This is a genomic window from Gluconobacter kondonii (assembly GCF_002723995.1).
Lineage (GTDB): Bacteria > Pseudomonadota > Alphaproteobacteria > Acetobacterales > Acetobacteraceae > Gluconobacter > Gluconobacter kondonii.
In genome coordinates, this window is sequence record NZ_BEWP01000008.1 from 88,529 (window position 1) to 114,597 (window position 26,069).

At 60.5% G+C, this 26,069-nt stretch carries 22 protein-coding genes and 1 tRNA gene; 14 read left to right on the forward strand and 9 right to left on the reverse strand.

What is annotated here, in order from left to right:
* Window positions 1-75: 75 nt before the first annotated feature.
* The gene (locus GKO01_RS10485) at window positions 76-2,508 is read right to left on the reverse strand and encodes a DUF3772 domain-containing protein (protein WP_099287049.1); all 2,433 of its coding nucleotides are present in this window, start codon (window positions 2,506-2,508) and stop codon (window positions 76-78) included.
* 147 nt (window positions 2,509-2,655) lie between these two features.
* Window positions 2,656-3,729: a quinone-dependent dihydroorotate dehydrogenase gene (locus GKO01_RS10490; protein WP_099287050.1), complete on the reverse strand. Its 1,074-nt coding sequence runs from the start codon at window positions 3,727-3,729 to the stop codon at window positions 2,656-2,658.
* A 113-nt stretch (window positions 3,730-3,842) separates the two neighbouring features.
* Here GKO01_RS10490 and GKO01_RS10495 point away from each other — a divergent pair, with 113 nt between their 5' ends.
* The 7 genes from GKO01_RS10495 (at window position 3,843) to hflX (ending at window position 11,455) form a co-directional block, all read left to right on the forward strand.
* Window positions 3,843-4,082, forward strand: a complete 240-nt coding sequence (locus GKO01_RS10495; RefSeq protein WP_099287051.1) for a hypothetical protein — start codon at window positions 3,843-3,845, stop codon at window positions 4,080-4,082.
* Between the two features lie 108 nt (window positions 4,083-4,190).
* Entirely contained in the window at window positions 4,191-5,306 is a 1,116-nt protein-coding gene (dusB, locus tag GKO01_RS10500) for a tRNA dihydrouridine synthase DusB (protein WP_099287052.1), read from the forward strand.
* A 15-nt stretch (window positions 5,307-5,321) separates the two neighbouring features.
* Window positions 5,322-6,047 (forward strand): sigma 54-interacting transcriptional regulator, encoded by a 726-nt coding sequence (locus GKO01_RS10505; RefSeq protein ID WP_099287053.1) that lies wholly within the window; start codon window positions 5,322-5,324, stop codon window positions 6,045-6,047.
* Window positions 6,044-8,443, forward strand: a complete 2,400-nt coding sequence (locus GKO01_RS10510; RefSeq protein WP_099287054.1) for a sensor histidine kinase NtrY-like — start codon at window positions 6,044-6,046, stop codon at window positions 8,441-8,443. Before GKO01_RS10505 ends, GKO01_RS10510 begins: the two co-directional genes overlap by 4 nt.
* A complete protein-coding gene (gene ntrX / locus GKO01_RS10515) occupies window positions 8,433-9,845 on the forward strand; it encodes a nitrogen assimilation response regulator NtrX (RefSeq protein ID WP_099287055.1) in 1,413 nt (470 codons plus the stop codon). Before GKO01_RS10510 ends, ntrX begins: the two co-directional genes overlap by 11 nt.
* A 48-nt stretch (window positions 9,846-9,893) precedes the next feature.
* Window positions 9,894-10,145 carry an RNA chaperone Hfq gene (gene hfq / locus GKO01_RS10520; protein WP_099287103.1) on the forward strand — a complete coding sequence of 84 codons (252 nt, stop codon included), beginning with the start codon at window positions 9,894-9,896 and terminating at the stop codon, window positions 10,143-10,145.
* Entirely contained in the window at window positions 10,142-11,455 is a 1,314-nt protein-coding gene (hflX, locus tag GKO01_RS10525; RefSeq protein ID WP_099287056.1) for a GTPase HflX, read from the forward strand. Before hfq ends, hflX begins: the two co-directional genes overlap by 4 nt.
* Window positions 11,456-11,461: 6 nt before the next feature.
* Here hflX and GKO01_RS10530 read toward each other — a convergent pair whose 3' ends face one another.
* Together GKO01_RS10530 and GKO01_RS10535 are read right to left on the reverse strand one after the other, a co-directional pair.
* Entirely contained in the window at window positions 11,462-12,625 is a 1,164-nt protein-coding gene (locus GKO01_RS10530; RefSeq protein ID WP_099287057.1) for an OpgC family protein, read from the reverse strand.
* Window positions 12,626-12,731: 106 nt separating this feature from the next.
* Window positions 12,732-14,186 carry a SulP family inorganic anion transporter gene (locus GKO01_RS10535; protein WP_099287058.1) on the reverse strand — a complete coding sequence of 485 codons (1,455 nt, stop codon included), beginning with the start codon at window positions 14,184-14,186 and terminating at the stop codon, window positions 12,732-12,734.
* Between the two features lie 232 nt (window positions 14,187-14,418).
* Between GKO01_RS10535 and GKO01_RS10540 the strand changes: the two genes are divergently transcribed.
* Window positions 14,419-14,494 (forward strand) — tRNA-His (locus GKO01_RS10540).
* Between the two features lie 29 nt (window positions 14,495-14,523).
* Here the strand turns inward: GKO01_RS10540 and GKO01_RS10545 are convergent.
* The gene (locus GKO01_RS10545; RefSeq protein ID WP_099287059.1) at window positions 14,524-15,459 is read right to left on the reverse strand and encodes a DMT family transporter; all 936 of its coding nucleotides are present in this window, start codon (window positions 15,457-15,459) and stop codon (window positions 14,524-14,526) included.
* Window positions 15,460-15,712: 253 nt separating this feature from the next.
* On the opposite strand from GKO01_RS10545, the gene GKO01_RS10550 reads away from it, so the two are divergent.
* A complete protein-coding gene (locus GKO01_RS10550) occupies window positions 15,713-17,134 on the forward strand; it encodes a mannose-1-phosphate guanylyltransferase/mannose-6-phosphate isomerase (protein WP_099287060.1) in 1,422 nt (473 codons plus the stop codon).
* A 30-nt stretch (window positions 17,135-17,164) separates the two neighbouring features.
* Here GKO01_RS10550 and GKO01_RS10555 read toward each other — a convergent pair whose 3' ends face one another.
* Window positions 17,165-18,088 (reverse strand): SDR family oxidoreductase, encoded by a 924-nt coding sequence (locus GKO01_RS10555; protein WP_099287061.1) that lies wholly within the window; start codon window positions 18,086-18,088, stop codon window positions 17,165-17,167.
* Window positions 18,085-19,491 carry a hypothetical protein gene (locus tag GKO01_RS10560; protein ID WP_099287062.1) on the reverse strand — a complete coding sequence of 469 codons (1,407 nt, stop codon included), beginning with the start codon at window positions 19,489-19,491 and terminating at the stop codon, window positions 18,085-18,087. Before GKO01_RS10560 ends, GKO01_RS10555 begins: the two co-directional genes overlap by 4 nt.
* 328 nt (window positions 19,492-19,819) lie before the next feature.
* Here GKO01_RS10560 and rplM point away from each other — a divergent pair, with 328 nt between their 5' ends.
* The 3 genes from rplM (at window position 19,820) to GKO01_RS10575 (ending at window position 22,073) form a co-directional block, all read left to right on the forward strand.
* Window positions 19,820-20,293, forward strand: a complete 474-nt coding sequence (gene rplM / locus GKO01_RS10565; RefSeq protein WP_062028977.1) for a 50S ribosomal protein L13 — start codon at window positions 19,820-19,822, stop codon at window positions 20,291-20,293.
* 10 nt (window positions 20,294-20,303) lie between these two features.
* Complete coding sequence (rpsI, locus tag GKO01_RS10570) at window positions 20,304-20,795, forward strand: 30S ribosomal protein S9 (RefSeq protein ID WP_062028979.1); 492 nt, start codon at window positions 20,304-20,306, stop codon at window positions 20,793-20,795.
* Window positions 20,796-20,993: 198 nt separating this feature from the next.
* Window positions 20,994-22,073, forward strand: a complete 1,080-nt coding sequence (locus GKO01_RS10575) for a branched-chain amino acid aminotransferase (protein WP_099287063.1) — start codon at window positions 20,994-20,996, stop codon at window positions 22,071-22,073.
* Between the two features lie 35 nt (window positions 22,074-22,108).
* Here GKO01_RS10575 and GKO01_RS10580 read toward each other — a convergent pair whose 3' ends face one another.
* Together GKO01_RS10580 and GKO01_RS10585 are read right to left on the reverse strand one after the other, a co-directional pair.
* Entirely contained in the window at window positions 22,109-22,705 is a 597-nt protein-coding gene (locus tag GKO01_RS10580) for a nucleotidyltransferase family protein (RefSeq protein WP_099287064.1), read from the reverse strand.
* Window positions 22,702-23,673, reverse strand: a complete 972-nt coding sequence (locus GKO01_RS10585; RefSeq protein ID WP_099287065.1) for an XdhC family protein — start codon at window positions 23,671-23,673, stop codon at window positions 22,702-22,704. Before GKO01_RS10585 ends, GKO01_RS10580 begins: the two co-directional genes overlap by 4 nt.
* Before the next feature lie 168 nt (window positions 23,674-23,841).
* Here GKO01_RS10585 and GKO01_RS10590 point away from each other — a divergent pair, with 168 nt between their 5' ends.
* The gene (locus GKO01_RS10590; RefSeq protein ID WP_099287066.1) at window positions 23,842-25,038 is read left to right on the forward strand and encodes a molybdopterin molybdotransferase MoeA; all 1,197 of its coding nucleotides are present in this window, start codon (window positions 23,842-23,844) and stop codon (window positions 25,036-25,038) included.
* Complete coding sequence (gene moaA, locus GKO01_RS10595; RefSeq protein ID WP_099287067.1) at window positions 25,028-26,053, forward strand: GTP 3',8-cyclase MoaA; 1,026 nt, start codon at window positions 25,028-25,030, stop codon at window positions 26,051-26,053. The genes GKO01_RS10590 and moaA overlap by 11 nt, the downstream gene beginning before the upstream one ends.
* Window positions 26,054-26,069 lie beyond the last annotated feature (16 nt).

Here is a 26,069-nt window from a genome sequence, read left to right on the forward strand (position 1 = left end):
CTCTGGACGGACTGACATTATGGTCAGTCCGTTCGGAAATCGAGTATTTCCCGGAGTCTCTCTCCGTATTTTTGATCAGGCTGTCGTGATGGCGACGCCTTCGGAACGGAACCGGCGGAAGACATCGAAGAGAATGGCGTCCTGCACGCTGCTGGCGTCCCGGGCGGAGGTGATGGCGACACTCAGCGTTACAGTCAGACTGTCTGAGGTAATGGCACTGACCCGGACTTTGGGTGCAGGTGTCGCCAGCACGTCGTCGCGATGCGCTGCAACTTCCAGCAGCATGGATTTTGCCCTTTCAGGATGGGTCGTCACCGGAACCTGAAATGTCAGGGTGAGGGTACCTGTCGCGCCGCTCAGCGTGGCGTTTTTGACGCTTGTCGTGATGAACTGAGAGTTCGGAACGATCATGGTCGAACCATCGCTCAGCCCGATATCGGTCGCGCGGATGCTGATGCGTTTGATATCGCCCCGTGTACCGGCAATTTCGACCATGTCGCCAACGCGCACTGGCCGCTCGGCCATGAGAATAACGCCGGAGACGAAGTTCTGCACGATGGATTGCAGGCCAAAACCGATACCGACCGAGAGGGCGCTGACCACCCAGGTCAGGTTCTGCACGGATACCCCAGAGATAGACAGAATTCCGAGGCCGACAAGAATCCACGAGCAATAGGTGAAAATGCTGAGGATCGACGTCCGGCTGCCGATATCGAGGCGGGTGGTGGGAAAAAACCGGTCCCTGATCCAGCTGCGGGTCTGGCGGATGGCGTAATAGGCCACCACGGCCAGCACGATGACCAGCACGACCGTATCGAGAGAAATCTTCACGCCATGAATGGTGTTGCCGACGAACAGCAGCCAGAGGCGGGTCGTGATATCCGTGACGCTGAAGCTGCCGTCTGTCTGGGCGATGGAAAACAGCAGCAGAAGCAGTAGGATATTTCCAAGCCCGGACAGGATCACCCCAATTTGCGACAGGCGCGGCTGGGGAAGGCCAAGCTGCATCAGGCGGAGGCTGAAGAAACTGCCTTCCGAAAACAGCCGCTCCAGAACATCGCGCCAGCACAAACCCAGAAGTGCCACGATGGCTACACCGGTGCCCAGCGACAGCAGCCAGCCATTGAGCGTGAAGGCAAAGGCCACATAGCCCAGAAGGATGGCAATGACCGTGACCGTCAGAAGCAGGCTGGATACGCCCAGCGCGGATGGCGCGAAGCCGCGCGTATCGTTCTGGTTGCCCAGTCGGCGGAACGTATCCACGGCACACAGGCCGATGGCGATGGAGAACGCGATTTCCAGCAGGATCTGAAGTGTCTGGCCGAAAGCATCCTGAGCCTGAAAGGCGCGGAGCAGATCCAGAAGAAGAATGCTGATCGCTAGAATCCAGTCCACACCCCGAAGCGCCTTACGCTCACCGGGATTGCCCTGCGCCAGAACACCGCTCCGTCCAAAAACAGGCAGTCCGGCGCCGATAATAAAGCCGCAAACAGGAACGGTCTCGCCAATGATCGCACCAATCGGGCCGCCCCCATCGGGCAGGGTTGCCGCAGCCCAGATGAACCATGTCAGGGTCGCGATCAGGGCCTCCAGCGCACCATTGAGCGTAATGGCAATGATGCTGGCGGAGAGAGCTTCTTTCACGCTGTCTTCGGTAGCGGGACGGAAATGGGCGCCACAGCGTTTCAGCAAACGCAGGGTCAGCGGAGAGCTAAGCCCGATGATCGCGAACGTGATCGCGCAGCCAATCAGAAGGTGGAGCCAGTCCGCCAGAACGCCGCCCTCATGAAATGAAGAGTGGTTTTCGGCGCGCTCGGTCAGGAGGGTTTTCCAGAAGCGCGGGGCCAGTGGTGAAACCGTATGCTCAGATAAGGCCGCGTGTTGCAACTGCGTCCGGCGGGCGTTGATGGCCGTGTTGAGCTGCTGGGCCTGAAGATTATAAAGTCTGGCGCGGATCAGGGCCGATTTCACGGACTGTGCGTTCTGCTGTATCCGCTGCCGTTGTGCCGTGACAGACGGGTCTTCGTTTTCCGCCGCGCTGGTGCCGAGGATCTTCAGAAAAGATTCGGTGATGTTGTCATAGGACTGGATCTGCGTGACCGCGTCCTGTGTGTTCTGCTGAACTTTCTGGATCCGGGACGACAGGCTGTCGAGTTCGCTGTTGCCCGTATTTTCGTCCTTGCGGTTCAGAACGGCAAAAACCTGTCGCAGGGTCGTGGCGCTGTCGTCGAGCTGATGAGCAATGGTGTTGGAAACCGCAGCCCAGCCGAGGCCGGACAGGGCGGGATCGGACTGCGCATCGTTCCCGATGCCTTTCGACGGAGCCTTGGAAGGGGCCGTGTTCGTTTGGGCTGTAGCCTGAGGCGCAGCAAGGGATGAGGGGGGAACGAGTCCTGCAAAGGCCAGCGTGAAAGCGACGGAAAGAACACCCAGAACACGTCCGCAAGAGGCTCGGGACCGCTGTTTTTTGAGAAATGAAGAGGCGCGCGCGGCAGGCCGTGTGGTCATGCGTCGGGTGTTCCGTTCAGTGTCTTGATGGGTTTTCAACGGTTTACAAAGACAGGGGTTCGATTGCGGCGAAGAGTACGGATATGAAAAAGGCATCTTTCCCCAAAAGAGAAAAGATGCCCGGGAAACGTAAAGTTCTGCGGAGGATCAGTCCTTCCAGTCCACTCCATGGGCATCCGCAATCGACTCGAAGCCGTCACGCCGCATGGCGTCCAGCAGTTCCTGCTTCATGCGGCTCAGGATGCCGGGGCCCTGAAGCACGAAGGAGGAATAGATCTGCACCATGTCCGCGCCCATGCGGATGCGGGCCAGAATGTCCTCGCCGGTTTCAATGCCGCCACAGGAAATCAGCGCCAGTCGACCCTTGTTCAGCCCCGAGACGATCCGCAACACATCCCGCGAACGGGCCGCCAGAGGGCGTCCGGACAGGCCGCCGGTTTCGCGGGCTGCCGGATCGCGCAGGGTGCCGGGGCGGGCGATGGTCGTGTTGGTCAGGATCAGGCCCTGCGCACCACCTTCGATAGCCGCTTCAAGGATCGGTTCGTAGGAACTGTCATCCAGATCCGGCGCGAGCTTGACCAGAAGCGGTGGCCGTTCGGGATTGCGCGTGTTGATCGCTGTTAGCAGCTCTTTCAGCATCGCCGCCGACTGAAGATCCCGCAGACCCGGCGTGTTGGGCGACGACAGATTCATCGTAATGTAGTCGGCATACGGCCGCACGCGGGCCACAAGTTCCGGATAATCCCGAAGCGGGTCGGAACCGGTCTTGTTGATGCCGATATTCACGCCCAGCGGAACGATCGGGCCGCGCGTCCGGCCATTGGGCATCGGACGGTGTAGACGGGCGAGACGTCGGCAGAAGCGGTTCACGCCACAGCCGTTGAAGCCCATCCGGTTGATGATCGCGCCGTCCTCGACCAGCCGGAACAGGCGCGGGCCCGGATTGCCGGGCTGGGGGCGGGGCGTCACGGTTCCGGCCTCGATATGCCCGAAGCCCAGCTTTGCAAGCGGGCGAATGGCGCGGGCATCCTTGTCGAACCCGGCGGCCAGGCCGATCGGATTGGGAAAGCGCAGGCCGAGCACGCGGGTCGAGAGGGCCGGGACGTCTTTCGCCGCCTGACCGCCGAGGCCAAGAGCGAGAGAGTGAATGGCGAGTTCATGCGCCGTTTCGGTGTCGAAGCGGTGCAGGAGAGGAGTGACGAGCGTTCCGAGATCGATCATGAATCGTTTCCATACCCTAATCCGTGCTGTGAAGCATCCACCTCACAGCTTTGGGCGATGTCTGATGGCGTTTTATCTTGGCGGTAACGCAGGGACACGATAGACGCGAACTCATGTCCGATGCCCCTGTTTCTGAATCCTATGACGAGCCTTATCTGGAGACGTGCTGCCGTTCGACGCTGCACCGGCTTCTGCTCTGTGCCTCCACAGGCCGTCCGACCGGATTGAAAGACCAGCCCTGTCTGGAGCGGCTGGAGCGGCTGGGTTTGTCCGAACTGCGTGCTGACGGGCGTTTCGTGATTACACAGGACGGCCTGAAGCGACATCGCGAAGAAATCGGCCCAACGGGTTAAAAGTCAGAGCGTAAACTCCGGTCAGCCCGAAAACGCCCTGCTATGAAGCGGGTTGCGTTCAAAGGAGCGTTTGCGCTTGCGAGAGCGGGGCGGTAAATTGGATGGGCCATGACTGTTCCCTCATCTTCCATCACGCCTGATGCGTCTGAGAACGCTCCTCCGAACCGTGTTCTGAAACCCATTGATCTGGGGCAGGGCGTGGTGATCGAGGACCCGGTGATCCTCGCCCCGCTCTCGGGGGTGACGGATCTGCCGTTCCGCCAACTCGCGCGCGATCTGGGAGCAGGGCTGGTCGTGTCGGAAATGATCGCCTCCTGGGCGATGATCCGTGAGAACGAAAACACCATGCGCATGGCGCGGATGGCCGAGCGCGGGCCCAATGCGGTCCAGCTTGCCGGGTGTGATCCTGAAGCCATGGCGCAGGCGGCAAAGATTTCGGTCGATGGGGGGGCGAACCTCATCGACATCAATTTTGGCTGTCCGGTCAAGAAAGTGGCGATCGGGCAGATGGCTGGCTCCGCACTGATGCGCGACGAGGTTCTGGCCGGGAAGCTGCTGGAAGCCACGGCGCGGGCCGTGAATGTGCCGGTGACGCTCAAGATGCGTATGGGCTGGGACCACAACTCCCTCAATGCGCCGCGTCTGGCGAAAATTGCGGAAGAGAGCGGAATCCGGCTTGTGACGGTCCACGGTCGCACCCGGCAGATGTTCTATAACGGCATAGCGGACTGGCGTTTCGTTAAAACGGTGAAGGACGCGGTCTCGCTGCCGGTCATCGTTAATGGCGACATCAACACCATCCGCGATGCGCGTGAGGCGCTGCACCAGTCTCAGGCCGATGGCGTCATGATCGGGCGCGGCTGCTACGGACGGCCGTGGTTCACGGCGCAGGTGGCGCAGTCCCTGCGGACCGGCGAGGATGTGCCGGACCCGGATCTGGCGACCGAAAAAGAGATCGCCCTTCGTCATTACCGCATGATGCTTGACCATTTCGGCGAACGTCCGGGACTGCGCCTCGCGCGCAAACATGTCTCCTGGTATTCCGCAGGGCTGCCGGGGTCTGCGACGTTCCGCTCCACGATCAATAATGTGGATAATGCTGCTGAAGCCATCGCATTGCTCGAAGGCTTCTATGGCCGTCATATCGAAGCCGGTGTTGTGCGGAACCGCGAAGCCGGACCGGCAGGCAGTCTGAGCCGCGATGGCACGCGTGAGGCGGCCTGATATCATGCGTCGTTCATGACGGAAGTGTCCGTGTCCGGTCTGGTCGAGCAGGGCTGTCATCCGGTTTTCCTTTACGGAGCCTCCCGGCTGGACCGGCAGGACATGGCCCGCAGGCTGCACGGTCACAGCCCGCGCGCGCAGCATCCTTTCGTGGTTGCGGCTCTGACCGCCACTCCGCGCGCCTTGCGTGAGGCGGCACTGTTTGGAAGCGCCGAGGCGGGCTGGATCCAGCAGGCTCAGGGCGGAACCCTTCTGCTGGATGAAATCGACTGTCTGTGTCCCAAGATGCAGGACCGGTTCGTGGAGTGTCTTGCACAGACGGATCTGCGCGTCATCGCCGGAAGCCGTCACGATCCGCTCCTGCTTCTGCGACAGGGGGGACTGGCGGCAGGGCTGCACCAGTGGTTGTCGGCGCTGCCGTCGGCGCAGCGGATGGGGCCTGAACGCATCGGCGCGGTCTGCCGTCTGGCGGCAGGTACGGGCACGGCGCGTCCTCGCGGACTGGAACGGGCGCTGGAACGGCCTTTGTCCGAATATCTTGAAGGTGATCTGGAAAACGGCGCGGGCGATCTGCATGCCTGTGTGGTGGGTGAAGTCGAGCGACCGTTGATTACAATGGTTCTGCGCCGGACCTGCGGCAACCAGCTTCGGGCCGCTTCCATTCTGGGAGTGAACCGCAACACCCTGCGCAAACGTATCCGCGAACTGGACATCACGATCCCGAAAGGCATCGACGAGTGAAATTCCCTTCCCTGAGGCGCCTGTTTGCAAGGCTGACCAGTGCCAATGGGGCGGTTCTTCTGACAGTTCTGGCGCTCGTACTGGCCTTCGCGACGTTCGTCGTACTGTCAGGTGGCATGTCTCTGGCGCACCGCCCGCAGGTTCAGGCAATCGTGTTCCTGCTCGATTTCATCACGCTTATGCTGATTGCGGCGGCGGCCGTGGTGCAGATCGGGCGGATGGTGGCCGAACGCAGGCTTGGTCTGGCGGGCGCGCGTCTGCATGTGCGGCTTATTACACTGTTCGGCATTGTGGCGGTCGCCCCGACCATCGTCGTGGGGGCAGTCGCAACGCTGTTCTTTCACTATGGCGTGGAAATCTGGTTCTCCAACCGTGTGAACGATGCCCTGACGGAGGCACGATCGGTCGCGGTCGGCTATCTGCAGGAGCATAACGACAACGCTCGGACCGAAGCCTTCGCCCTCGCAAACACGCTGATCACGGTCCAGAACGACGAGCTTTTCTCTCGCGGGACTGATCTTTTCCACGACCCGGCGCGCCTTCAGGAATTTCTGGACGACGAAGTCACGGAACGCGGCCTGACGGATGCGGAGGTCTTCGATCCCCTGACCTCCAAAGTTCTGGCCGTCGGTGGCCTTCTGGGCAGCGACGCGGATATGTCCACGGCCCCGCCACTTCCGCCGAAATCGGTTGTGGAACTGGCCCGGCATGGTGAGGCCGTAATCCTTGATCGCCCGGATCAGCGCAAGGTGCGGGCCGTGGTGGCGCTGGGTGGCAATTCCGGGCTCATGCTGGTCATTACCCGTCCGGTCGATCCGGATGTGGTGGAGCACATGCGCCGGACGGATACTCTGGTTGCGGATTATCAGCGGCTGATTGCCAATCGTGGCAAGACCCAGGTTCTGTTTGCAGTCATTTTCGCGCTCATGGGCCTGCTGGTTTTGGCGGTGGGAATGCTGACGGGTCTGGCGCTGGCCAACCGGATCGCCAACCCGCTGGGGCTTCTCATTCTGGCCGCCCAGCGGATTTCCAAAGGCGATCTGGGCGTTCGGGTTCCAGTTCCGGAAGACGCGGGGCAGGAAAAGGACGACGAGGTGACGGGGCTGTCCCGTGCGTTCAACAGCATGACAGACCAGCTCGAAAGCCAGCGTTCCGAACTGATGCAGGCCTATGACCAGATCAACGAGCGCCGCCGCTTTACCGAAACCGTGCTTGCGGGTGTTTCGGCCGGCGTGATCGGGCTGGACCGGGCGCAGGTGATCGAACTACCGAACCGCGCAGCCTCCAGTGTGCTCCAGCGCGACCTCCAGCCCGCCATCGGCCGAAAACTGACGGAGCGTGTGCCGGAGTTCTCCGCCCTGCTGGACGCGGCCCGCATGGCGCCAGAGCGCGTCCATACCGCCGAAATTCAAGTGGATACCGAAGGCGCGCAGCGTCCGGGTGGGCCGGGCGAGGGCGCCGGTGCGGGGGCGGGGCGCACGCTTCTCGTGCGGGTCGTGGCGGAACTACGCGGTCAGGACGTTGCGGGTTATGTCGTGACCTTCGATGACATCACAGATCTTCAGTCAGCCCAACGCAAGGCTGCGTGGGCCGATGTGGCACGTCGTGTGGCGCATGAGATCAAAAATCCGCTGACTCCGATCCAACTGGCGGCAGAGCGTCTGAAACGGCGCTTCCGCAAGGAAATCCACTCCGATCCAGAGACCTATACGCAGCTTGTCGATACGATCGTGCGGCAGGTCGGCGATATCGGGCGGATGGTTGACGAGTTCTCCGCCTTTGCGCGGATGCCACAGCCCGTCATGCAGCCGGAGGATTTCTCGCGGTTGTGTCGGGAGGCGCTGGTGTTGCAGAGAAATGCCCATCCCGAAATCGTGTTCGAGACGAGCGGACTGCCGCCGTCAGGGCCGATTGTGCGGTGTGACCGGCGACTTATTGGTCAGGCACTGACAAACCTTTTACAGAATGCAGCCGATGCCATCAGCATGGCAGGCCGCGGAAAACCGGGAGAAAATGCTTCCGGACAGCCCGCAGGACAGGCAGTGCAGCCAATAGGACACATTGTGGTGGGCTTGCACATTCGCGGCGGGCATGTCCTGCTAGACATAGAAGATGACGGGATCGGCCTGCCGACGGTGGAACGCCACCGGCTGACCGAGCCTTATGTAACCCACAAGGCGAAGGGCACCGGCCTCGGCCTTGCGATCGTCAAGAAGATCATGGAGGACCATTCCGGGATGCTTCAGCTCACTGATCGGGAACCAGACCTTTCCCGTGGCCCGACATCCGGGCAGCGGGGAACGCGCGTCACCCTGTCCCTGCCGTTATGGGAGCAGGAGAGCTATGTCCCCGGGGAAACGGACCTTCAGACTATGAGGACAGCAGATGGAACATGAGATCCTGATCGTCGATGACGAACCGGACATCCGGTTCCTCATCGAGGGTATTCTGAACGATGAGGGCTACAGAACCCGGACAGCCGGCAACTCGGATCAGGCGCTCGAACTCTTTCGCGCGCATCGTCCGTCGCTGGCAATTCTGGACATCTGGCTTCAGGGCTCCCGGCTGGATGGAATCGAACTGCTCAAGATTTTCCAGACCGAAGAGCCCGGTCTGCCGACGCTCATGATCTCGGGCCACGGCACCATCGAAACGGCGGTGTCGAGCCTCAAGCTGGGTGCCTATGACTTCATCGAGAAACCGTTCCAGTCGGACCGGCTTCTGGTTGTGGTGCGGCGTGCACTGGAAGCCGCGCGTCTGCGGCGGGAAAATGCCGAGTTGCGTCTGAGGGCAGGGCCGGAAACGACCCTTTCGGGAGATGGTGCTGTCATCTCGGCCATCCGTGCCCAGATCGAACGTGTCGCCCCCACCAATTCCCGTGTGCTAATCAGCGGTCCGGCCGGGGCAGGCAAGGAAGTGGCAGCGCGGATGATCCATGCGCGCTCCCGTCGTGCGGAAGGCCCGTTCATCGCCCTGAACTGTGCGACGCTCGCACCCAACCGCTTCGAAGAAGAGCTGTTTGGCCTTGAGGGCGAAGACGGTCAGCCGATGCGTCGCGGTGTGCTGGAGCGTGCCCATCGCGGGACGCTCCTGCTTGATGAAGTCGCGGATATGCCGCCTGAAACGCAGGGCAAGATCGTCCGCGCGCTTCAGGATCAGACCTTCGAGCGTCTGGGCGGCAATACGCGGGTGAAAGTGGATATTCGCGTCATCGCCACCACCAACCGCGATCTTCAGTCCGAGATTGCCGCACACCGGTTCCGGGAAGACCTGTATTACCGCCTTGCGGTCGTGCCGCTGCGGATTCCGTCCCTGCGCGAACGGCGCGAAGACATTCCGGGTCTTGCCCGGCACTTCCTTGACCGCTGCGCCGAGTCTTCGGGCCTGCCGGTGCGAGAACTGTCGGTGGACGCGCTTGCGGCGCTGCAATCCTATGAATGGCCGGGAAATGTGCGGGAGTTGCGCAACCTGATGGAGCGGTTGCTGATCATGATGCCGGGGACGGGCAACGATCCGATCCGTGCGGACATGCTGCCCTCCACCATCAGTCAGGGCGCGCCGTCCATGACACGCCTCAATTCTGGTGCGGATGTCATGAGTTTGCCGCTGCGTGAGGCACGGGATCTGTTCGAAACGCAGTATCTTCAGGTGCAGCTCATGCGCTTTGGCGGTAATATCAGCCGTACGGCCAGCTTTGTCTGCATGGAGCGCAGTGCGCTGCATCGCAAACTCAAGCAGCTTGGCGTGACAACCAATGAAGACCGCGCGCCCGCGTCATCCACGCCGGTGAGTGGCTGAAGTGGCTTGCCGGTTTTCCTTCTCTTTCCTCTGTCGACTGATAACAGCGTGACTTCAGAACATTCCTCTCCTGCCGGCCCTCGTGCCGTTCAGGAGGCCTTCCTCGATCATCTGCGCCGGACGGAAGCTTCCGTGACGGTCTTTCTGGTCAATGGCGTGAAGCTTCAGGGAATCCTGGCCCAGTCGGATGCGCAGACCCTGTTGCTGCGGCGGGATGGCCATGTGCAGCTTGTTTACAAACATGCCGTCAGCACGATCATGCCGGTCACGGCGATGAATTTTGTGGAAGAAGAACTTTGAGCGGTTTCGAGACCAAAAAACCCGCAACACGCGCCGCCGTCATTCTGCCGTGGGAAAAATCGGGGCCGCAGGAAGAAATCCGTGCGGCCGATGCACGGCTTGAGGAAGCTGTCGGTCTGACGGCGTCGATCGGACTTGTTGTGGTGCGTCAGGCCGCGATCCTGCTGCGCGCGCGCCGTCCGGCAACCCTGCTGGGCAGCGGTCAGGTCGAGCAGCTTGCCGAAGCGGTGAAGCTCGACGACGTGGATGTGGTCGTGATTGACGCGCGGCTGTCACCGGGTCAGCAGCGCAATCTTGAAAAGGCGCTGGCCTGCAAGGTCGTGGACCGGACAGGACTGATTCTTGATATTTTCGGCGCGCGTGCCGCCACCCGTGAAGGTGTGTTGCAGGTCGAACTGGCCCATCTGGAATACCAGCGTTCGCGCCTTGTGCGGCTATGGACACATCTTGAGCGTCAGCGGGGTGGCTTCGGCTTCCTTGGCGGTCCGGGTGAGACGCAGATGGAAGCCGACCGCCGGATGCTGGCCGAGCGGATCGGCAAGATCCGAAAGGAACTGGAACAGGTACGCCGGACGCGCGGCCTGCATCGTGAATCCCGCAAGCGCGTACCGTTTCCGGTCGTGGCCCTCGTCGGCTACACCAATGCGGGCAAGTCCACGCTGTTCAATGCCCTGACCGGGGCGTCCGTTCATGCGCAGGACCAGCTTTTCGCCACGCTGGACCCAACCATGCGCGGTATGCGTCTGCCGTCAGGGCGCAATGTGATCCTGTCCGACACGGTGGGGTTCATCAGCGAACTCCCAACCGAACTGATCGCTGCCTTCCGGGCGACGCTTGAAGAAGTGGCGCAGGCGGATGTGATCCTGCATGTGCGCGATATTTCGCATCCTGACAGCGTGGCCCAGCGGGCGGACGTCTTGAACGTGCTGGACGGCATGGTGCGGGACGGGGTGCTGGACTCACACTGGTCGGACCGCACGATCGAGGTTCTGAACAAGGCCGATCTGGTGGGCGGTGTCGAGGCTGTTCCGAAGCGTGAGAATGCGGTCGCGATTTCCGCCATCACAGGCGAGGGTCTGCCGGACCTCTTCGAGGTTCTGGACCAGTATCTGACGCGATCCATGAAATCCGTCGATGTCCGTTTGCCGATCACGGACGGCGCGGCGCTGGCCTGGCTGTACCAGCATGGTGAAGTGGTTGGCCGGACAGACTGGGAAGACGGAATCGATGTGCAGGTCCGTCTGTTCTCGGCGGATCTGGAACGTTTCGAGCTGCTTCATCCAGACCGGATCGTGCAGCCGGACGCCTGAGTTTTTCTACTCGGACGTCGGTGTCGCCAGAGCCGCGCTGCGCGAAGAGGCGCGGGCGGCTCTGGCGCGCTGGCGGACACGGTCCAGCGGTATGGCCAGCGCGTAGGTCAGGCCGAGGCCGACCACATTCATCACAAGCTGTTCCCACAGATTGATGCCGAAGCTGGCGAACATCAGCCGTCCCAGTAGGTCTAGCACCGTGCTGCAGGCGAAGACTTCCAGCGAGTTCCGTCCAAGCAGGGCAAGGCTCTGGCCGATCCGGTCGGCGGAAATGCGACGCAGGGCAGCCGAAGACTGCACCAGATAGAAAATCGCCATGATGTCCAGCAGTCGCCAGATGGCTAGCGTGGATTTGCCGGTATTGGGTGGCGCCGGAAAAATCCGCAGAAACGGGACGTGCCAGTATTCGTAAGGGAAGCAGACTACGAACGCGCCGATGAGATAGGCCAGACACAGAGCCTTGGCCCAAGGACGATACGGCAGATCGCCGTTGTTTTTCGAGGCCCAGACAGCTCCCAGAATCCCGAGAATATAGAGAAACTGCCAGCCGAACGGATTGAGATACCATCCACTGGGATCGAGCCAGTTGGGAATGGTGAGGTGCGGGTCCAGATTGGCGATGGCCCAGATACCGACGCTGAGCGCAACAAGCAGCCACAGGCTGCGCTTGAGAATCCAGTAAATCAGCGGAAACAGCGCCAGAAGCACCACATAAAGCGGCAGGATGTTCAGATAGCTGGGCAGCGCATCGAACGTCAGGATACGCCACAGCCAGCTATAGCCGTGCGCGAGTTGGGGCTCGATCGTGTATTCGGGTAGAGGCTGATAGTGCCGCCACTGCCGAACCGTCCAGACGAACACCAGCGTCATGCCGGTCTGGTACAGGTACAGCTTCAGGCAGCGGGCCAGAATACGGTGAATCCCGGTTTTCCAGCCTTCGCGGTCGATCAGGCGTCCATAGGCCAGATAGGAGGCGTAACCCGCCAGCATGACGAAAATCTCGGCGGCATCGGCAAACCCGAAATTGCGGATCGTGATGCGATTGAGCAGATCATCCGGAACATGGTCCACCAGCATCATCAGCAGCGCGAGACCGCGCAGGGCATCCACGCGATGATCGCGGGAAATCTTTCGCGTTAAAGCTGATGGGGAGGGTTGGGGCGGCTCCATAATCTCTTCTTACCGTCAGAGCGTGGGCAGGGGTATGGGGCCAGATTACGGCCACATTAAAGATTGGACGGAATTCATCTCCAATCTGCCCCGCCCGGATCGTCTTTTACAGCGCGAGCAGGGCTTCGTTCGACTGGCTTGCCAGAATGCCATGTCGTTCGGGATGCAGCCCCATAACTTCGACAGTACGACCGCGCGCCCGCAGTTTGCCGATAATTTTTTCCAGAACCTGAACGGACGTGATGTCCCACAGACGGGCCTCGGTCAGGTCCAGAACAACACGAGAGGCATCGGTATGGTAGTCGATCGCATCGGAGAGGCTGTCGGCGGATGCGAAGAAAACCTGACCGGACGCGCTATATGTCAGCACATCGCCGGAACGCTTTTCCGTGACGCGCAGCAGGCTCGCGGCGTGCCAGGCGAAGAACACGCCCGAAAGCATGACGCCAACCGCGACGCCCGCGGCCAGATCGTGGGTCATGACGACTACGGCCACGGTGACGAGCATGGTCAGGCTGGAGAGGCGCGGATGGCGTGCCAGATCGCGCAGGCTCCCCCAGGAGAATGTGCTGGCGGAAACCATGATCATGATGGCGACAAGAGCGGCCATCGGAACCTGCCCGACCCAGCGGTGCAGCAGAACCATGAGGGCCAGCAGGAACGCGCCTGCTGTGAAAGTGGACAGACGCCCGCGTCCGCCATAGCGCAGATTGCCAACGGTCTGGCCAATCATGCCACAGCCCGCGATGCCACCGAAGGCGCCGACGAGAATATTTGAAATCCCGAGGCCCGTGCATTCCATGCGCTGGTCGCCGTGGGTATCGGTGATGTCATCCACGACGGAGGCCGTCATCATGGATTCCAGCAGGCCCACAGCGGCCATAGCCAGCGCATAGGGCAGCACAACGGACCATGTGGCCCAGTTCAGCGCGATATGCGGGAAGGTCAGGCTGGGAAGACCGGTCGGGAGGTCGCCGAGATCGGAGACGGTATGAACCGGCATCGGATAAAACATCGTGATGGCAGTGAGAACCACGATGCAGATCAGCGGAGAGGGAATGGCATCCGACAGGCGGGGCAACAGATAGATAATGACAAGACCCAGCGTGATCAGCGCATAGGTGTGCCAGCTTACCCCCAGCATCTGCGGCACCTGTGCGGCAAAAATCATGATGGCCAGAGCGTTGACAAAGCCGGTCCGAACTTCTGCCGGAACGAACCGCATGACGGCCTGAAGCCGCAGCAGGCCGAACAGGACCTGAAGCCCACCGGCAGCCAGTGTGGCAAGCAGCATGGCCTGAACGCCATGGGCATGAACCAGTGGTGCGGCCACCAGAGCAACAGATCCGGCAGCACCCGAGATCATCCCCGGACGGCCGCCGAAAATGGCGATTGAAACGGAAATGACGAATGACGCGAACAGCGAGACCGCGGGGGAGACCCCAGCGATATAGGAAAAGGCAATGACCTCGGGAATAAGGGCAAAGGTTCCAACCATTCCGGCCAGCACTTCGCGCAGAGGGTTCTGTGCCCACTGGCGACGATAGAGAGCGGGAGTCATGAAAATCCTTGAAGGCAGGGCGTGAACGGGGTGCGACGTATTCAGGCCCGGCGCGGCAATGATGCGTGCAGTGTAACCCGGCTGGCCTCAGGATTGAAGAGACGGAATTGCCGGGAGAACCGACAGGAGCGCGGGGTGGGAGAGGCAAAAAAAATCAGGAGGGTGAAAAAAAAATGTGTCAAAAGACTGGACGAGTGCCCCAACCTTCCTCTAGAGAGTGCGTCGCTGTGTGGCGGATGTAGCTCAGTCGGTAGAGCGCCGGTTTGTGGTACCGGTTGTCGCGGGTTCGATCCCCGTCATTCGCCCCAGCACTTCTTCTGAAAATCTGAATGAACATTCATCCGGGCTTTGCAGTATCAGCCTGATGCTTATGTCTGTGCTCCCAACGTTCTTCCAGCGCCATGCGCTCGAAGCGCAGTTTCTGTCGGATCCAGTTCAGCATGCCCGACAGCGTCACGACGATGATTCCCATGAATGTCCAGTTGTCCAATGGCTGATGAAACAGCAGGTAGCTGAACGCGACGGCCCAGACCATCTGGCTGTATTGCGGCAGCGCGACCCGGTTCGCGGGGGCGACGGCTGTGGCCATCATCATGAACAGTTGCCCCAGAGCGGCCAGAAAACCGTATCCGAACAGAAGGGCCCAGACCCGCAGTCCATGTGGCCATGAGGCATGGGTGATCATAAGAAGGCCGTCGCCGATCAGCGGTCCGAAAAGGCTTGATCCGAACAGGGAAAGTCGCGCGCTTTTGTCCCCGGCCAGTCGATAAGCCACGACGCTGCTGGCATTGGCGAGGGCGGCGACGATGGCGCAGACATGCCCGAGGTGAAATGCCCGGGCGCCGGGACGCAGGACGATCAATACGCCCAGAAAACCGATTCCAACGGAAAGCCACGTCCAGAACGAAACCTTTTCCTTCAGGATCGTCACGGAAATGATGGTGACGAAGAACGGCATCAGAAACATCAGCGACAGCGCTTCTGGCATGGGAAGCAGCATGAAAGCCATGACGCTGGCGGCGGTCGAGACGAATGTTGAAACAGCCCGCAGAACCCACATGCCCGGTCGGTTGGTTGCGAAAATGTCGGAATAGGGTTCGTCTGGCCTGCGGATGAACGGCAGGAGCAGAAAGCCGAAAACGCCGCCTGAAAAGGCGACTTCGAAAGGATCGAGATGCCCCGCAAGCCCTTTTGAGCAGGCATCGCTGATGGCAAAGGCGGCATATCCGAGAAGTGCCAGTAGAATACCCGAGGAGAAAATGTTCTGTTTCATGGGCTGGTTTCTCCGCAGATAAAGCTGTTTTCCGTATGAAAATAAGAAAATCTGCTGCTGTCGACAGTCAAGAGTTTCAGATTTCAGGGATCGTTTTTCCTGCTTTATAAATCATTAATATTAAGTGAATATTGGTTTTCTAAAAACTATCTATAAGTAAAATTGGAGAGGTTGCCGTCTTCATGTATGGTGCGCGTCATTCGGGTAGGCTGTATGGCCCCCATCTCCTGGATGAAAAAGCGTGAGCCCCCTTATGTCTCAGAAGATTGTTCCAGTCATTCTCTCCGGTGGATCAGGCAGCCGCCTCTGGCCAGTGTCGCGCAGCAGCTATCCCAAACAGTTCTGGCCTCTCCTGACGGAACGGACTCTGATTCAGGAAACCGCTCTGCGCGGTGTCCGTGCGGAACTCTCGGCACCGATCGTGATCTGTAATTCCGAGCATCGCTTTATCGTGGCGGAACAGTTGCGGGATGTGGGCGTCGATAATGCCCGGATCATGCTCGAACCCGTTGGACGCAACTCCGCGCCTGCAATCGCGGCGGCGGCGTTCCTTGTGGCCGAGACTGACCCAGACGCCATTTTGTGGATCATGGCCGCCGACGCCGCGATTACCGACGAAGCCGCGCTTTACGCTTCTCTTGAGCATGCAGTCTCAGCGGCAGCCCAAGGGCGGATCGTGACATTCGGCATGAAGCCGACGCGCGTTGAAACCGGCTATGGCTATATTGAGAGCGGCGCGCCTATTCCGGGCCTGGATGGTGTGTTTGAAGTGTCGCGCTTTGTCGAGAAGCCGGATGCCGCGACCGCAGAGGCTTTCTTCCGTGATGGCCGGTATCTGTGGAATTCCGGCATGTTCGTGACGCAGGCTAGTGTTTTCCTCTCCGAAATCAAGACGTTCGAGCCGGACATCTATGAGCATGTCGGACAGGCCGTTCAGGCCCGTCACAGCGATCTGGATTTTGACCGGCTGGATGATGCGAGCTTCCGTCAGGCTCCGGATATCTCCGTGGATTACGCCGTCGCCGAGCGTACCAAGCGTGCGGCAGTGGTGCCGGGTACGTTCGGATGGTCGGATATCGGAAGCTGGGATGCGCTCTGGGATCTGTCTTCCAAGGACGATGCGGGCAATGCCACGTTCGGGGATGTTTTCCTTGATGGTGCCAAGAACTGTTACGTCCGGTCGGACGGAATCGTTGCCACGGTCACTGGCGTTGAAGATCTGGTCGTCGTTGTGACGCAGGATGCTGTCATGGTCTCGCATCGTGACCGCGCGCAGGACGTCAAGCACATGGTTAACCGTCTGAAGAAGGCGGGCCGCAAGGAAGCGGTGGCGCATAACCGCATGTATCGCCCGTGGGGCTTCTATGAGAGCCTGATTCAGGCGGACCGTTTCCAGGTCAAGCGGATCGTGGTCGAGCCGGGACAGAAGCTCTCGCTGCAGAAGCACTTCCATCGTGCGGAGCACTGGGTCGTCGTTGGCGGGACGGCGCTTGTGACGCGCGATACGGACCAGATCATGGTTCGTGAGAACGAGAGCGTCTATCTGCCGCTGGGCTGCGTGCACCGTCTTGAGAATCCGGGTCGCATTCCGCTGACGCTCATCGAAGTCCAATCCGGACCCTATCTGGGCGAAGACGATATCGTGCGTATCGAAGACGTTTACGCCCGCAACTGAGGCAGGCCGTAAACCCTGATCTGTTGAAGATCAGGGTTTGCGTTTCTCGGTGGAACGGCGCCCGAACAGATGGTGAAGCCCGTTGGCAAGCGGGATGGGCGTCACTCCCAAACGATGTTCCATCGGGCCAATATCGAAATTCTTGTCTTCCAGAAGCCTACGGATTTCTTCCGGGGCAATCTGGGGCAGCCTGCGGATATGGCGCGTGACATGAGACAGCGCCATGAGCATCCATCCCGGCAGCGAGATGATGGGGCGTCCGCCAAGCTCCGCAAAATACAGAACCATGCGAACAAAGGTCCGGTAAGCTACGGCGGTCGGGCCTGCGATGACGATACTCTCGGGGCCTGAGACGTTTCCGTTCTGAATGAGGCGGATGGCCGCGACCACGCAGCGTGTTACGTCGCGCTGATCAATGGGCTGCACGAGCGCGCGCCCTCCGCCGGGCAGCGGAATGACCGGCAGACGTTCCAGCAGCTTGGCCAACCGCTGCACGTTGTCTTCGCCTTGAGCGCCATAGATCATGGTTGGATGCAGAAGAATCGAAGGGCGGCCATCTGCCTCAAGCGCGGCCTCACCGGCCAGAACGCCACGTCCGTGATCGTCCGGCCAGTTCGTGAATTTGCGCGTACTGCCCAGAGCGACGATGGGCGCTGTCGTGGCTGCGAGGATGACGGGCAGGTGGCGCGCATGGGCCGTATTCACGACAATTGCGGCATCTTCGAAGGCCAGCGGCAGCGTGGCGGGGTCCGTCAGATCGGCAATCCGAACGGCCTGACAGGCCTGTGCGATATCCGGCGCTAGATTGCCCTGACTGCGGACGACAGCAATGATCTTCTGCTCTTGCGCCAGAAGTGCACGGCACAGGGCTGCTCCTGAGCGTCCGCTGGCGCCGATGATGCAGACCGGGCCACTGATCGGCGCTGTGTGATGCGTGATATCTTCGGGCGTCATTGTGCAAAAGCCTTCAGATCGGGGGAGGCGAGGAACGTCAGCATTGCAGCGGGCGAAGACATGGCCGCATTGAGTGCCGTCAGGGACATCGGCGTTGCGGAAGCATAAGTGACCGTCAGAGTGCGCCCTGTGGGATGTTCCACATAATCTGGAATTGCTGCGAGAGCTGGGTTGGCGGAAAGGCCTGCCTGTAGGATCTGTGCGGTCCGCTCGCGGATCTGCTCTGCGGTGGTGCCATTTCCGATCTGTCGTGCGGCAAGAAGGAAACCGGCATCAAGAAGCCGATCTCCCTGCAGGGAGATCGTGACGTTCTGCAGAGCTGTGGACTGAAGCAACTGCTGTTGCGACGGATGTCTTTCTGTGAAGTCTGTCTGGATGGTGCGCGCATCGGCGGTGAGGGTCATGAAACCTGGAACTGCGAGGGTGGCATTGGTTCGGGACGTGTGATCCGCGAGGTTTGAGACCTGCACATAATGCGCGGTCGAGCCCGCACCATTGATGTGAAAGGGCAGTTTTTCGTCGCTCTGGAAGTGAAAGCCTTTCAGATCCTGCGTCACTGTCGCGATCTGGTTTTCCAGAGCGCCCGTCCCGTGCAGATCGTCCAGCCGGAACAGGCCGGATGTCATGTTCAGTCTGAAATTATGGGCGGCAAAGCTCTGAGGGGGCGCTATCTGCGATGGGAGAGGAAGATGATCCCAGAGCGCTGCGACCTGTGCTGCGAGATCGACCTGTTTCAGATCGAGCCGTTCCAGACTGGCCTGACCGCTGACAAGTTGTGGATCATGACCGGGAGCCTGAAGCGTGCGTTCGTAAGCCACTGTTGCAGCATCGGCCCGCAGGGTTGTGAGCAGGGCCGGTCCGTAATTGTCCACTATCAGGCGTCGGGTGAAGAGACTGTGAACGTTCACGGGGGCGGGGGGCGAGGACTGCGCGAGATTCTGGATCGAAAGCTGCTCAATCTGCCCGTGGGCAAGGGTGACATGCGCCAGATCGATGCGGGAATGTCCTTCTGCCGCCTCTCGTGCTTTCGGCAGGATCAGTTTCCGCAGGCTGAGTGCGCTGCCGTGAATGATCTGGGTCGGGGTCTGAAGAAAGGGTTCGCGGACGTCTACGCCTCGGATGGAAAGCCTGCCATCTGGCAGCGAGCGGGGGTGCCCCAGCCGCATCTGAGAGGCGCGCAGGGTAATTGAACCGTCGCGCAGGGTAATATCTGTCAAGGTGGCGCCGAGGGCGAGGATGGACGGTGTGGCCGTCCCGTAAGTGAATGTGGTTCCCGGCGGAAGGGCGGCTCGGAAGCTCGACAGACCGCGGACCAGCCCCATATGGGCTTCGTGGTGAACACCGGCCAGGCCGATCACAGCCGTTACTGAAATCAGGCTCGCCGCGAGCCAGGGTTTTTTCACGTTGATGTTCCTGTCTGAAACGGCCCCGCACAGGCGTCGGGCGCGAACGTTCTGTGTGGCCGCAGGATACCATTGTCGTGACATGGAGCAATGCGGACCTCGTTTTTGTTGCGGTAATGGGATACCATATTGCCAAAAATGGCTGAAAACTGCTGCGAATCACATAATTCAATGTGTGAACGGGGCTTGACGCGCGCGCTGCAGACGGCAATAAGGCCCCACCTGATCCGCCTTGTGGGGAAGGAGGGTGTCTTCGGACATCGTTTTGACCGCAGGCGCCATCCACGGTGCGGCCTTTGTGGGCGCACCCCAAGCTGGAATGTCACTAATGAAGACCACACGTTCGCTGAAGCCAGCGGAGGTGACGAAGAACTGGGTGCTGATCGACGCCGAAGGGCTCGTTCTCGGCCGTCTCGCCACCATCATCGCCACCCGCCTGCGCGGAAAGCACAAGCCGCAGTTCACCCCGCACGTTGATTGCGGCGACAACATTGTCGTCATCAACGCCGAGAAGGTTGTCCTTACGGGCAACAAGGTCGGACAGAAGCTGTTCCACTACCACACGGGTCATCCGGGTGGAATCAAGGAGCGCACCATCACGCAGCGTCTCACGGGCAAGCACCCGGGTGAAGTTGTCGAGAAGGCTGTCGAGCGCATGATCACCCGTGGTCCTCTGCAGCGCGCCCAGATGAAGCACCTGTATGTCTATGCCGGTTCCGAGCACCCGCATGACGGCCAGAAGCCCGTCAAGCTGGACGTTGCTGCGATGAACCGCAAAAACACCGTAACCCACGAGTCGTAAGGCCTGTATCATGTCCGAGACCCAAGAGCGCACCGGCACGCTGCAGGACCTTGCGAGCGTTGCTCCTGCCGTTACCTCCAACGCTGCCCCGGTTCACGAAGTCAAGCGTGACGCCCAGGGCCGTTCCTACGCAACCGGCCGTCGTAAGGACGCCGTGGCCCGCGTATGGATCAAGCCTGGCAAGGGTGACATCATCGTCAATGGCCGTCCGGTCACGACGTATTTTGCCCGCCCGGTTCTGCGTATGCTTCTCACGCAGCCGTTCCTGATTTCCGATCGCTACAACCAGTTCGACGTGTATTGCACGGTCGCTGGTGGCGGTCTGTCCGGTCAGGCTGGCGCCGTCCGTCACGGTATCTCCCGTGCACTGACTTATTACGAGCCGAGCCTGCGCGGCATCCTGAAGGCTGCTGGCTTCCTGACGCGTGACAGCCGCATCGTCGAGCGTAAGAAGTATGGCCGTGCAAAGGCACGTCGTTCCTTCCAGTTCTCGAAGCGCTGATTTTTCAGTCTTCCCGAACGACGAAAAGCCCGACCAGAATGGTCGGGTTTTTTTTATGCCTGATTTAGGGATATTAGGTATTTTAATTTCGTAAAAAAATATAAAAAAGAAATAATCTTCCGTATCGCCAGCGTGAGCCATGTATGGCAGAGTGCGTCCGCTGTTTTAAAAGACCAGAATCTTCGGAAGTGTTTTCCCATGACGCCTTTCATCATCGAAAAGACCGAAACCCCGACCGATCCCGTGAAGCGGACGGAACTGCTGGCCAATCCGTCCTTTGGACGCGTCTTTACCGACCACATGGCCATCATCCGCTATTCCGCAGACAAGGGTTGGCATGATGCGAAAATCACGCCGCGCCGTCCCCTGAGCATTGATCCGGCCTCGACGGTTCTGCATTACGGGCAGGAGATCTTCGAGGGCATGAAGGCCTATCGGGAAAAGGACGGCCATGTCGCCACGTTCCGCCCGGAAGCCAACGCAGCGCGCTTTGCCGAATCCGCACGTCGTATGGGAATGGCGGAACTGCCGGAAGACCTGTTTGTACAGGCCGTTGATGAACTGGTGCGCGTGGATCAGGACTGGGTGCCGTCTGGAGAGGGGCAGAGCCTTTATCTGCGTCCGTTCATGATTTCCAACGAGGTCTTCCTCGGCGTGAAGCCAGCGAACGAATATCTGTTCATCGTCATCGCCTGTCCGGTCGGAGCTTATTTCGGTTCCGGTTGTGTGTCCGTCTGGGTGTCTGAAAACTATACGCGGGCTGCGATCGGTGGCACGGGTGAAGCCAAGTGTGGCGGCAACTATGCCGGCAGCCTGATCGCCCAGGCTGAAGCCAAGGAGAAGGGCTGCGATCAGGTCCTGTTCCTGGATGCGCGCGAGCGTCGCTTCGTTGAGGAAATGGGCGGCATGAACGTGATGTTCGTTCGCAAGGACGGCAAGATCGTCACGCCGCCTCTGGGCGGGACCATCCTGCGCGGCATCACCCGCAACAGCCTGATCCAGCTTGCTGCGGATCAGGGGATTGAGGTGATTGAAGAGCCTGTCGAGATCGACGAGCTTTTTGAGGGTGCGGCTTCGGGCAAATATACGGAAGCGTTTGCCTGCGGCACGGCGGCGGTTCTCTCGCCGATCGGCAAGTTTGTCCGTCCGTCGGGCGAGGCCGTGTTTGGGGATGGAACAACGCCAGGCCCGGTCTCCCAGAAGCTCAAGAAAACCCTGACGGATGTGCAGGGCGGTCGGACGAATGACGTCCATGGCTGGATTCACCGTATTTCCTGAAGTCTGCCAGCCGGGTTCATAACGAGCCCGGCTTTTCAGTCCCGATCAATCCATCCCGCCCGGATCGCAGCATCAAGCTGCTCGGGCGTGTCGATGTCGAAGCCGAGTTCGGGAGCGTGGAGGAAAGCCGGTGTGCTGGCGCCGTTTTTCCAGAGCTGGCGCAGGCCGGTATCACCGCGCAGATCGGCAAGGCGTAGTTGCGTTGCAGGGCTGAGCAGGACTGGGATGCCTCGGCCTTCCTCTCCATAAGCTGTGACGACATCCGTATGGCTGTCGCCCTGTCTGAGAAGGGTGCTGAGGTGCTCGCATGTCAGGCGAGGCTGATCCGTTCCAGCAATCAGCAATAGGCCCGGATCTGTTCCAAGTGCCTGGTATCCGCATTGGAGCGAAGACGCCATGCCGGTTTTCCAGTCGGGATTCTGCACAAGAACACTGTCGAGACCCGCGAGAGCCTGACCTGTCTCTGTGGCCGCGCCACCCGTCACGACAATAAGACGCTCCGGCTCCGTCGCTAGCAGGAGTTCTGCGATATGGCGCACCAATGGCACGCCATGGATAGTCAGAAGCTGCTTGGGCCGTCCTAGGCGTGTGCTGCCCCCCGCGGCCAGAAGCAGAGCGCAGTGGCGTTTCATTGAGGCTGCTTTGCGATCATCTGGGCCAGAATGGAGAGAGCGATTTCCATGGGAGCCTGTGCGCCGATCTCCAGCCCGGCGGGCAGGTGCAGTCGATCAAAGGCTTCGGCAGGGACGCCTGCTGCTCTGAGAGCTTCCAGACGTCCGGGAATTTTGCGGCGGCTGCCGAGAATACTGACGCAAAAAGCGTCTGATTTCAGCGCATGTGCCGTCAGCATCAGATCGGAATGGGCGTCATGGGTGAGGCTGTAAACCGCCGTCCATCGGTCCAGTGGCAGCGTAGGGAGGGCAGCCTCCAGATTTCCTCGTAAATAACGTGTCGAAGGCAGTCCCGGAGGAGGTTCGGGTGGTCCGTAAGGGCGGATCAGAATGGTTTCGAGTCCCATGGCAGCGGACAGGTTCAAAATTGCCAGTGTGACCGGATCTCCACCTGCCAGAACCAGCCTTAAAAGTGGCAGGTACGGGCGAAAGAAACGGCCTGCTTCCAGTCCGGTAGGGCACATTTCGTCCCGGAACGTCATGCTTCCGCTGTTGAGATCCGTGACAAGGGTGATGGGGAGGCGGTTGTCCCGTGCGGTTTTGCGGGCAGCAACATGAGTAGCGAGATCAGGGATCGGGCGCACGAAAATACCGATCCGCCCGCCGCAGGTAAGCTGGATGTCCAGAACCGGACTGCCCGCGCCATAATCCAAAGTTCGGGGCTGTCCATCCTTCAGACATTCCAGCGCCTCGACGCGCACGGCTGCTTCTACACAGCCGCCCGACACATAGCCCTGAACCTCTCCGTCTTCGCAGATCGCCATTTCACTTTCTAGCGGGCGGGGCGAAGAACCCGTGATGCTGACCAGTGTCGCCAGAGCCGCCCTTTTCCCGTCTGCGGCCCAGCGTTCCAGTGTGGGAAGCAGATCGTCCGTCAGGCCATAGTCCGGCCACTGGGGAAGGGGAGAGAGCTGTACCGCGTCCGTCATGGGGGTCCCTGATGCGCTTTGAAGGCGTCAGGGTAACGCCAAAGACGATTATGACATACCCTTTCACCCACAGACTGTTGATCCGTAGGCCATGAGGTCTATATCGGCAGGGAACGCGGCGTCGGCATTTCAGCCAGCGCAACAGACGCACCAGAGACCGGAGCGGAAATGAGTGATCTCCTGAGCGTTACACGGGCCATGGAACTGGTGCTGGATTATGCCGGCAGCTTCGGGACTGAGACCGTGGATCTGACGATGGCGGCCGGTCGTGTCCTTCAGCAGACGATCCATGCCGAGCGCGCCCAGCCGCCTTATGACCGTGTGATGATGGACGGCATTGCCTATCGTCACGGCACGGGCCAGACGCTGGTCTCGCATGGAATCCAGCGCGCCGGTGCGCCGGGGCAGGCTTTACCGGATGGCCCTGTCTGTCTGGAAGTGATGACGGGCGCGGTGTTGCCGGAAGGGGCGGATACCGTCGTTCCGGTCGAACGTCTTGTCCGCGAAGGGCGACTGATTCGTTTTGAAGAGGGCTATGAGCCGCGCAAGGGCCAGTTCATCCATCGCCGGGGTTCCGATTGTGCCGCCGGAACGGAGCTTCTGTCTCCCGGGCGCCGTCTGGACGGTCCGGCGCTTGCTGTTCTGGCGGGCAATGGCCATGCGCAGGTGAGCGTGTCGCGGATTCCCTCCATCGGGATCGTGGCGACGGGCGACGAACTCGTGGATGTGGGCGGCCCTGTGCGGGACTGGGAAATCCGCCGCTCCAATGAATTCGCCCTGACCGGCGCGCTTTTGTCGCGCGGGTTCAACTGCATTGAACGCTCCGTCGTCCCGGACGATCTCGCGGAGACGATCGTCGCGCTGCGCGAACAGCTCTCGCGGCATGATGTTCTGATCCTGAGTGGGGGCGTTTCGATGGGGGCCTTCGATCACGTTCCTAAAGCGCTGTCGAAAATCGGGGTCGAGCGGGTGTTCCACAAGGTGGCGCAGCGTCCGGGCAAACCGTTATGGTTCGGGGTCGGACCGGAGGGGCAGCGTGTTTTCGGACTGCCGGGCAACCCGGTTTCCGCCACGACCTGTGGAGTGCGTTACGTCATGCCGATGCTTCTGGCCGGGCAGGGACTGAGCCGCCCCGAACCCTACACGGTCATGCTGGACACCGATGCCGAACGTATCCCGACACTGACGCGCTTTCTGCCCGTAAAACTCCATTATGATGCGACGGGGCAGGCGCGCGCAACGCCCTGTCCGATGCCGACATCCGGGGATTTCAGCTTTCTGGCCTCAACGGACGGGTTTGTGGAACTGTCGCGTGGGGATGGTGTGTCGTCCCGTGGAACGGCCGTGTTGTTTCATGGCTGGTAACGCCCTAACCGACCGCTTCAGCCGTCCGCTGCATGATCTGCGGATCTCCGTGATGGATCGGTGCAATTTCCGTTGCCCGTACTGCATGCCGGAAGCGACCTATCATGAGCATTTCCGCTTTCTGGAGCCGAAAGAACGGCTGAGCTTTGATGAAATCGAACGTGTGGCGCGTGTGGCCGTATCGCTCGGGGTGCGCAAACTGCGCCTGACAGGCGGCGAGCCGCTTCTGCGTCCGAAGCTACCGGACCTCATAGCGCGTCTGGCGTCCATCCCGGGTGTGGAAGATGTTGCACTGACTACGAACGGGGTTCTGCTGGAGCGGCATGTTCGGGAATTGAAAGCGGCGGGGCTGAATCGTGTGACGGTCAGTCTCGACAGTCTGGACCCGGCGGTTTTTGCGCGGATGAGCGGAGGCCGCGCGCAGCTTGAGCTGGTTCTGGAGGCGATCGACAGCGCTGCGCAGGCAGGTTTTTCAGGCGGCGTGAAACTCAATACCGTCATCCAGCGCGGTCTGAACGATTCAGGCGTCGAAGCACTCGCCGAACGCTTTCGCCGCAGTGGCGTCGTACTGCGGTTCATCGAATACATGGATGTCGGAACGCGCAATCACTGGGAGCGCGCGGAAGTGGTTCCGTCGCGTGAACTGCTGGAACGTCTTGACGCCCGTTGGCCGCTCGAACCGGTCGACGCGCATTATCGCGGGGAAGTGGCGCAACGATACCGCTACTGCGACGGGGGCGGAGAAGTCGGGTTTATTTCTTCCGTCACCGCGCCGTTCTGCGGGGACTGTTCCCGCGCGCGCCTGTCGTCGGAGGGGCAGATTTATACCTGCCTGTTCGCGTCGGAAGGGACAGATCTGCGAACACTTTTGCGGAGCGACGAAGACGATACGGCCCTGCGTGCGCTGCTGGCCGGGGTGTGGCGCCAGCGGACGGACAGGTATAGTGAGGAGCGGGCTGCGTCTGCGGATGCACCAGCACGTCGCCGCATCGAGATGAACTATATCGGCGGCTAAAAATGGTAGTCGGATC

Coding starts and splice junctions, on each gene's coding strand:
- moaA (WP_099287067.1), top strand. CDS start 25,028: ATGGCTGGTAACGCCCTAACCGACCGCTTCAGCCGTCCGCTGCATGAT.
- GKO01_RS10580 (WP_099287064.1), bottom strand. CDS start 22,705: ATGAAACGCCACTGCGCTCTGCTTCTGGCCGCGGGGGGCAGCACACGC.
- GKO01_RS10535 (WP_099287058.1), bottom strand. CDS start 14,186: ATGACTCCCGCTCTCTATCGTCGCCAGTGGGCACAGAACCCTCTGCGC.
- GKO01_RS10590 (WP_099287066.1), top strand. CDS start 23,842: ATGAGTGATCTCCTGAGCGTTACACGGGCCATGGAACTGGTGCTGGAT.
- GKO01_RS10485 (WP_099287049.1), bottom strand. CDS start 2,508: ATGACCACACGGCCTGCCGCGCGCGCCTCTTCATTTCTCAAAAAACAG.
- GKO01_RS10530 (WP_099287057.1), bottom strand. CDS start 12,625: ATGGAGCCGCCCCAACCCTCCCCATCAGCTTTAACGCGAAAGATTTCC.
- ntrX (WP_099287055.1), top strand. CDS start 8,433: ATGGAACATGAGATCCTGATCGTCGATGACGAACCGGACATCCGGTTC.
- GKO01_RS10505 (WP_099287053.1), top strand. CDS start 5,322: ATGACGGAAGTGTCCGTGTCCGGTCTGGTCGAGCAGGGCTGTCATCCG.
- GKO01_RS10585 (WP_099287065.1), bottom strand. CDS start 23,673: ATGACGGACGCGGTACAGCTCTCTCCCCTTCCCCAGTGGCCGGACTAT.
- GKO01_RS10575 (WP_099287063.1), top strand. CDS start 20,994: ATGACGCCTTTCATCATCGAAAAGACCGAAACCCCGACCGATCCCGTG.
- GKO01_RS10545 (WP_099287059.1), bottom strand. CDS start 15,459: ATGAAACAGAACATTTTCTCCTCGGGTATTCTACTGGCACTTCTCGGA.
- GKO01_RS10495 (WP_099287051.1), top strand. CDS start 3,843: ATGTCCGATGCCCCTGTTTCTGAATCCTATGACGAGCCTTATCTGGAG.
- GKO01_RS10550 (WP_099287060.1), top strand. CDS start 15,713: ATGTCTCAGAAGATTGTTCCAGTCATTCTCTCCGGTGGATCAGGCAGC.
- GKO01_RS10555 (WP_099287061.1), bottom strand. CDS start 18,088: ATGACGCCCGAAGATATCACGCATCACACAGCGCCGATCAGTGGCCCG.
- GKO01_RS10490 (WP_099287050.1), bottom strand. CDS start 3,729: ATGATCGATCTCGGAACGCTCGTCACTCCTCTCCTGCACCGCTTCGAC.
- rplM (WP_062028977.1), top strand. CDS start 19,820: ATGAAGACCACACGTTCGCTGAAGCCAGCGGAGGTGACGAAGAACTGG.
- dusB (WP_099287052.1), top strand. CDS start 4,191: ATGACTGTTCCCTCATCTTCCATCACGCCTGATGCGTCTGAGAACGCT.
- rpsI (WP_062028979.1), top strand. CDS start 20,304: ATGTCCGAGACCCAAGAGCGCACCGGCACGCTGCAGGACCTTGCGAGC.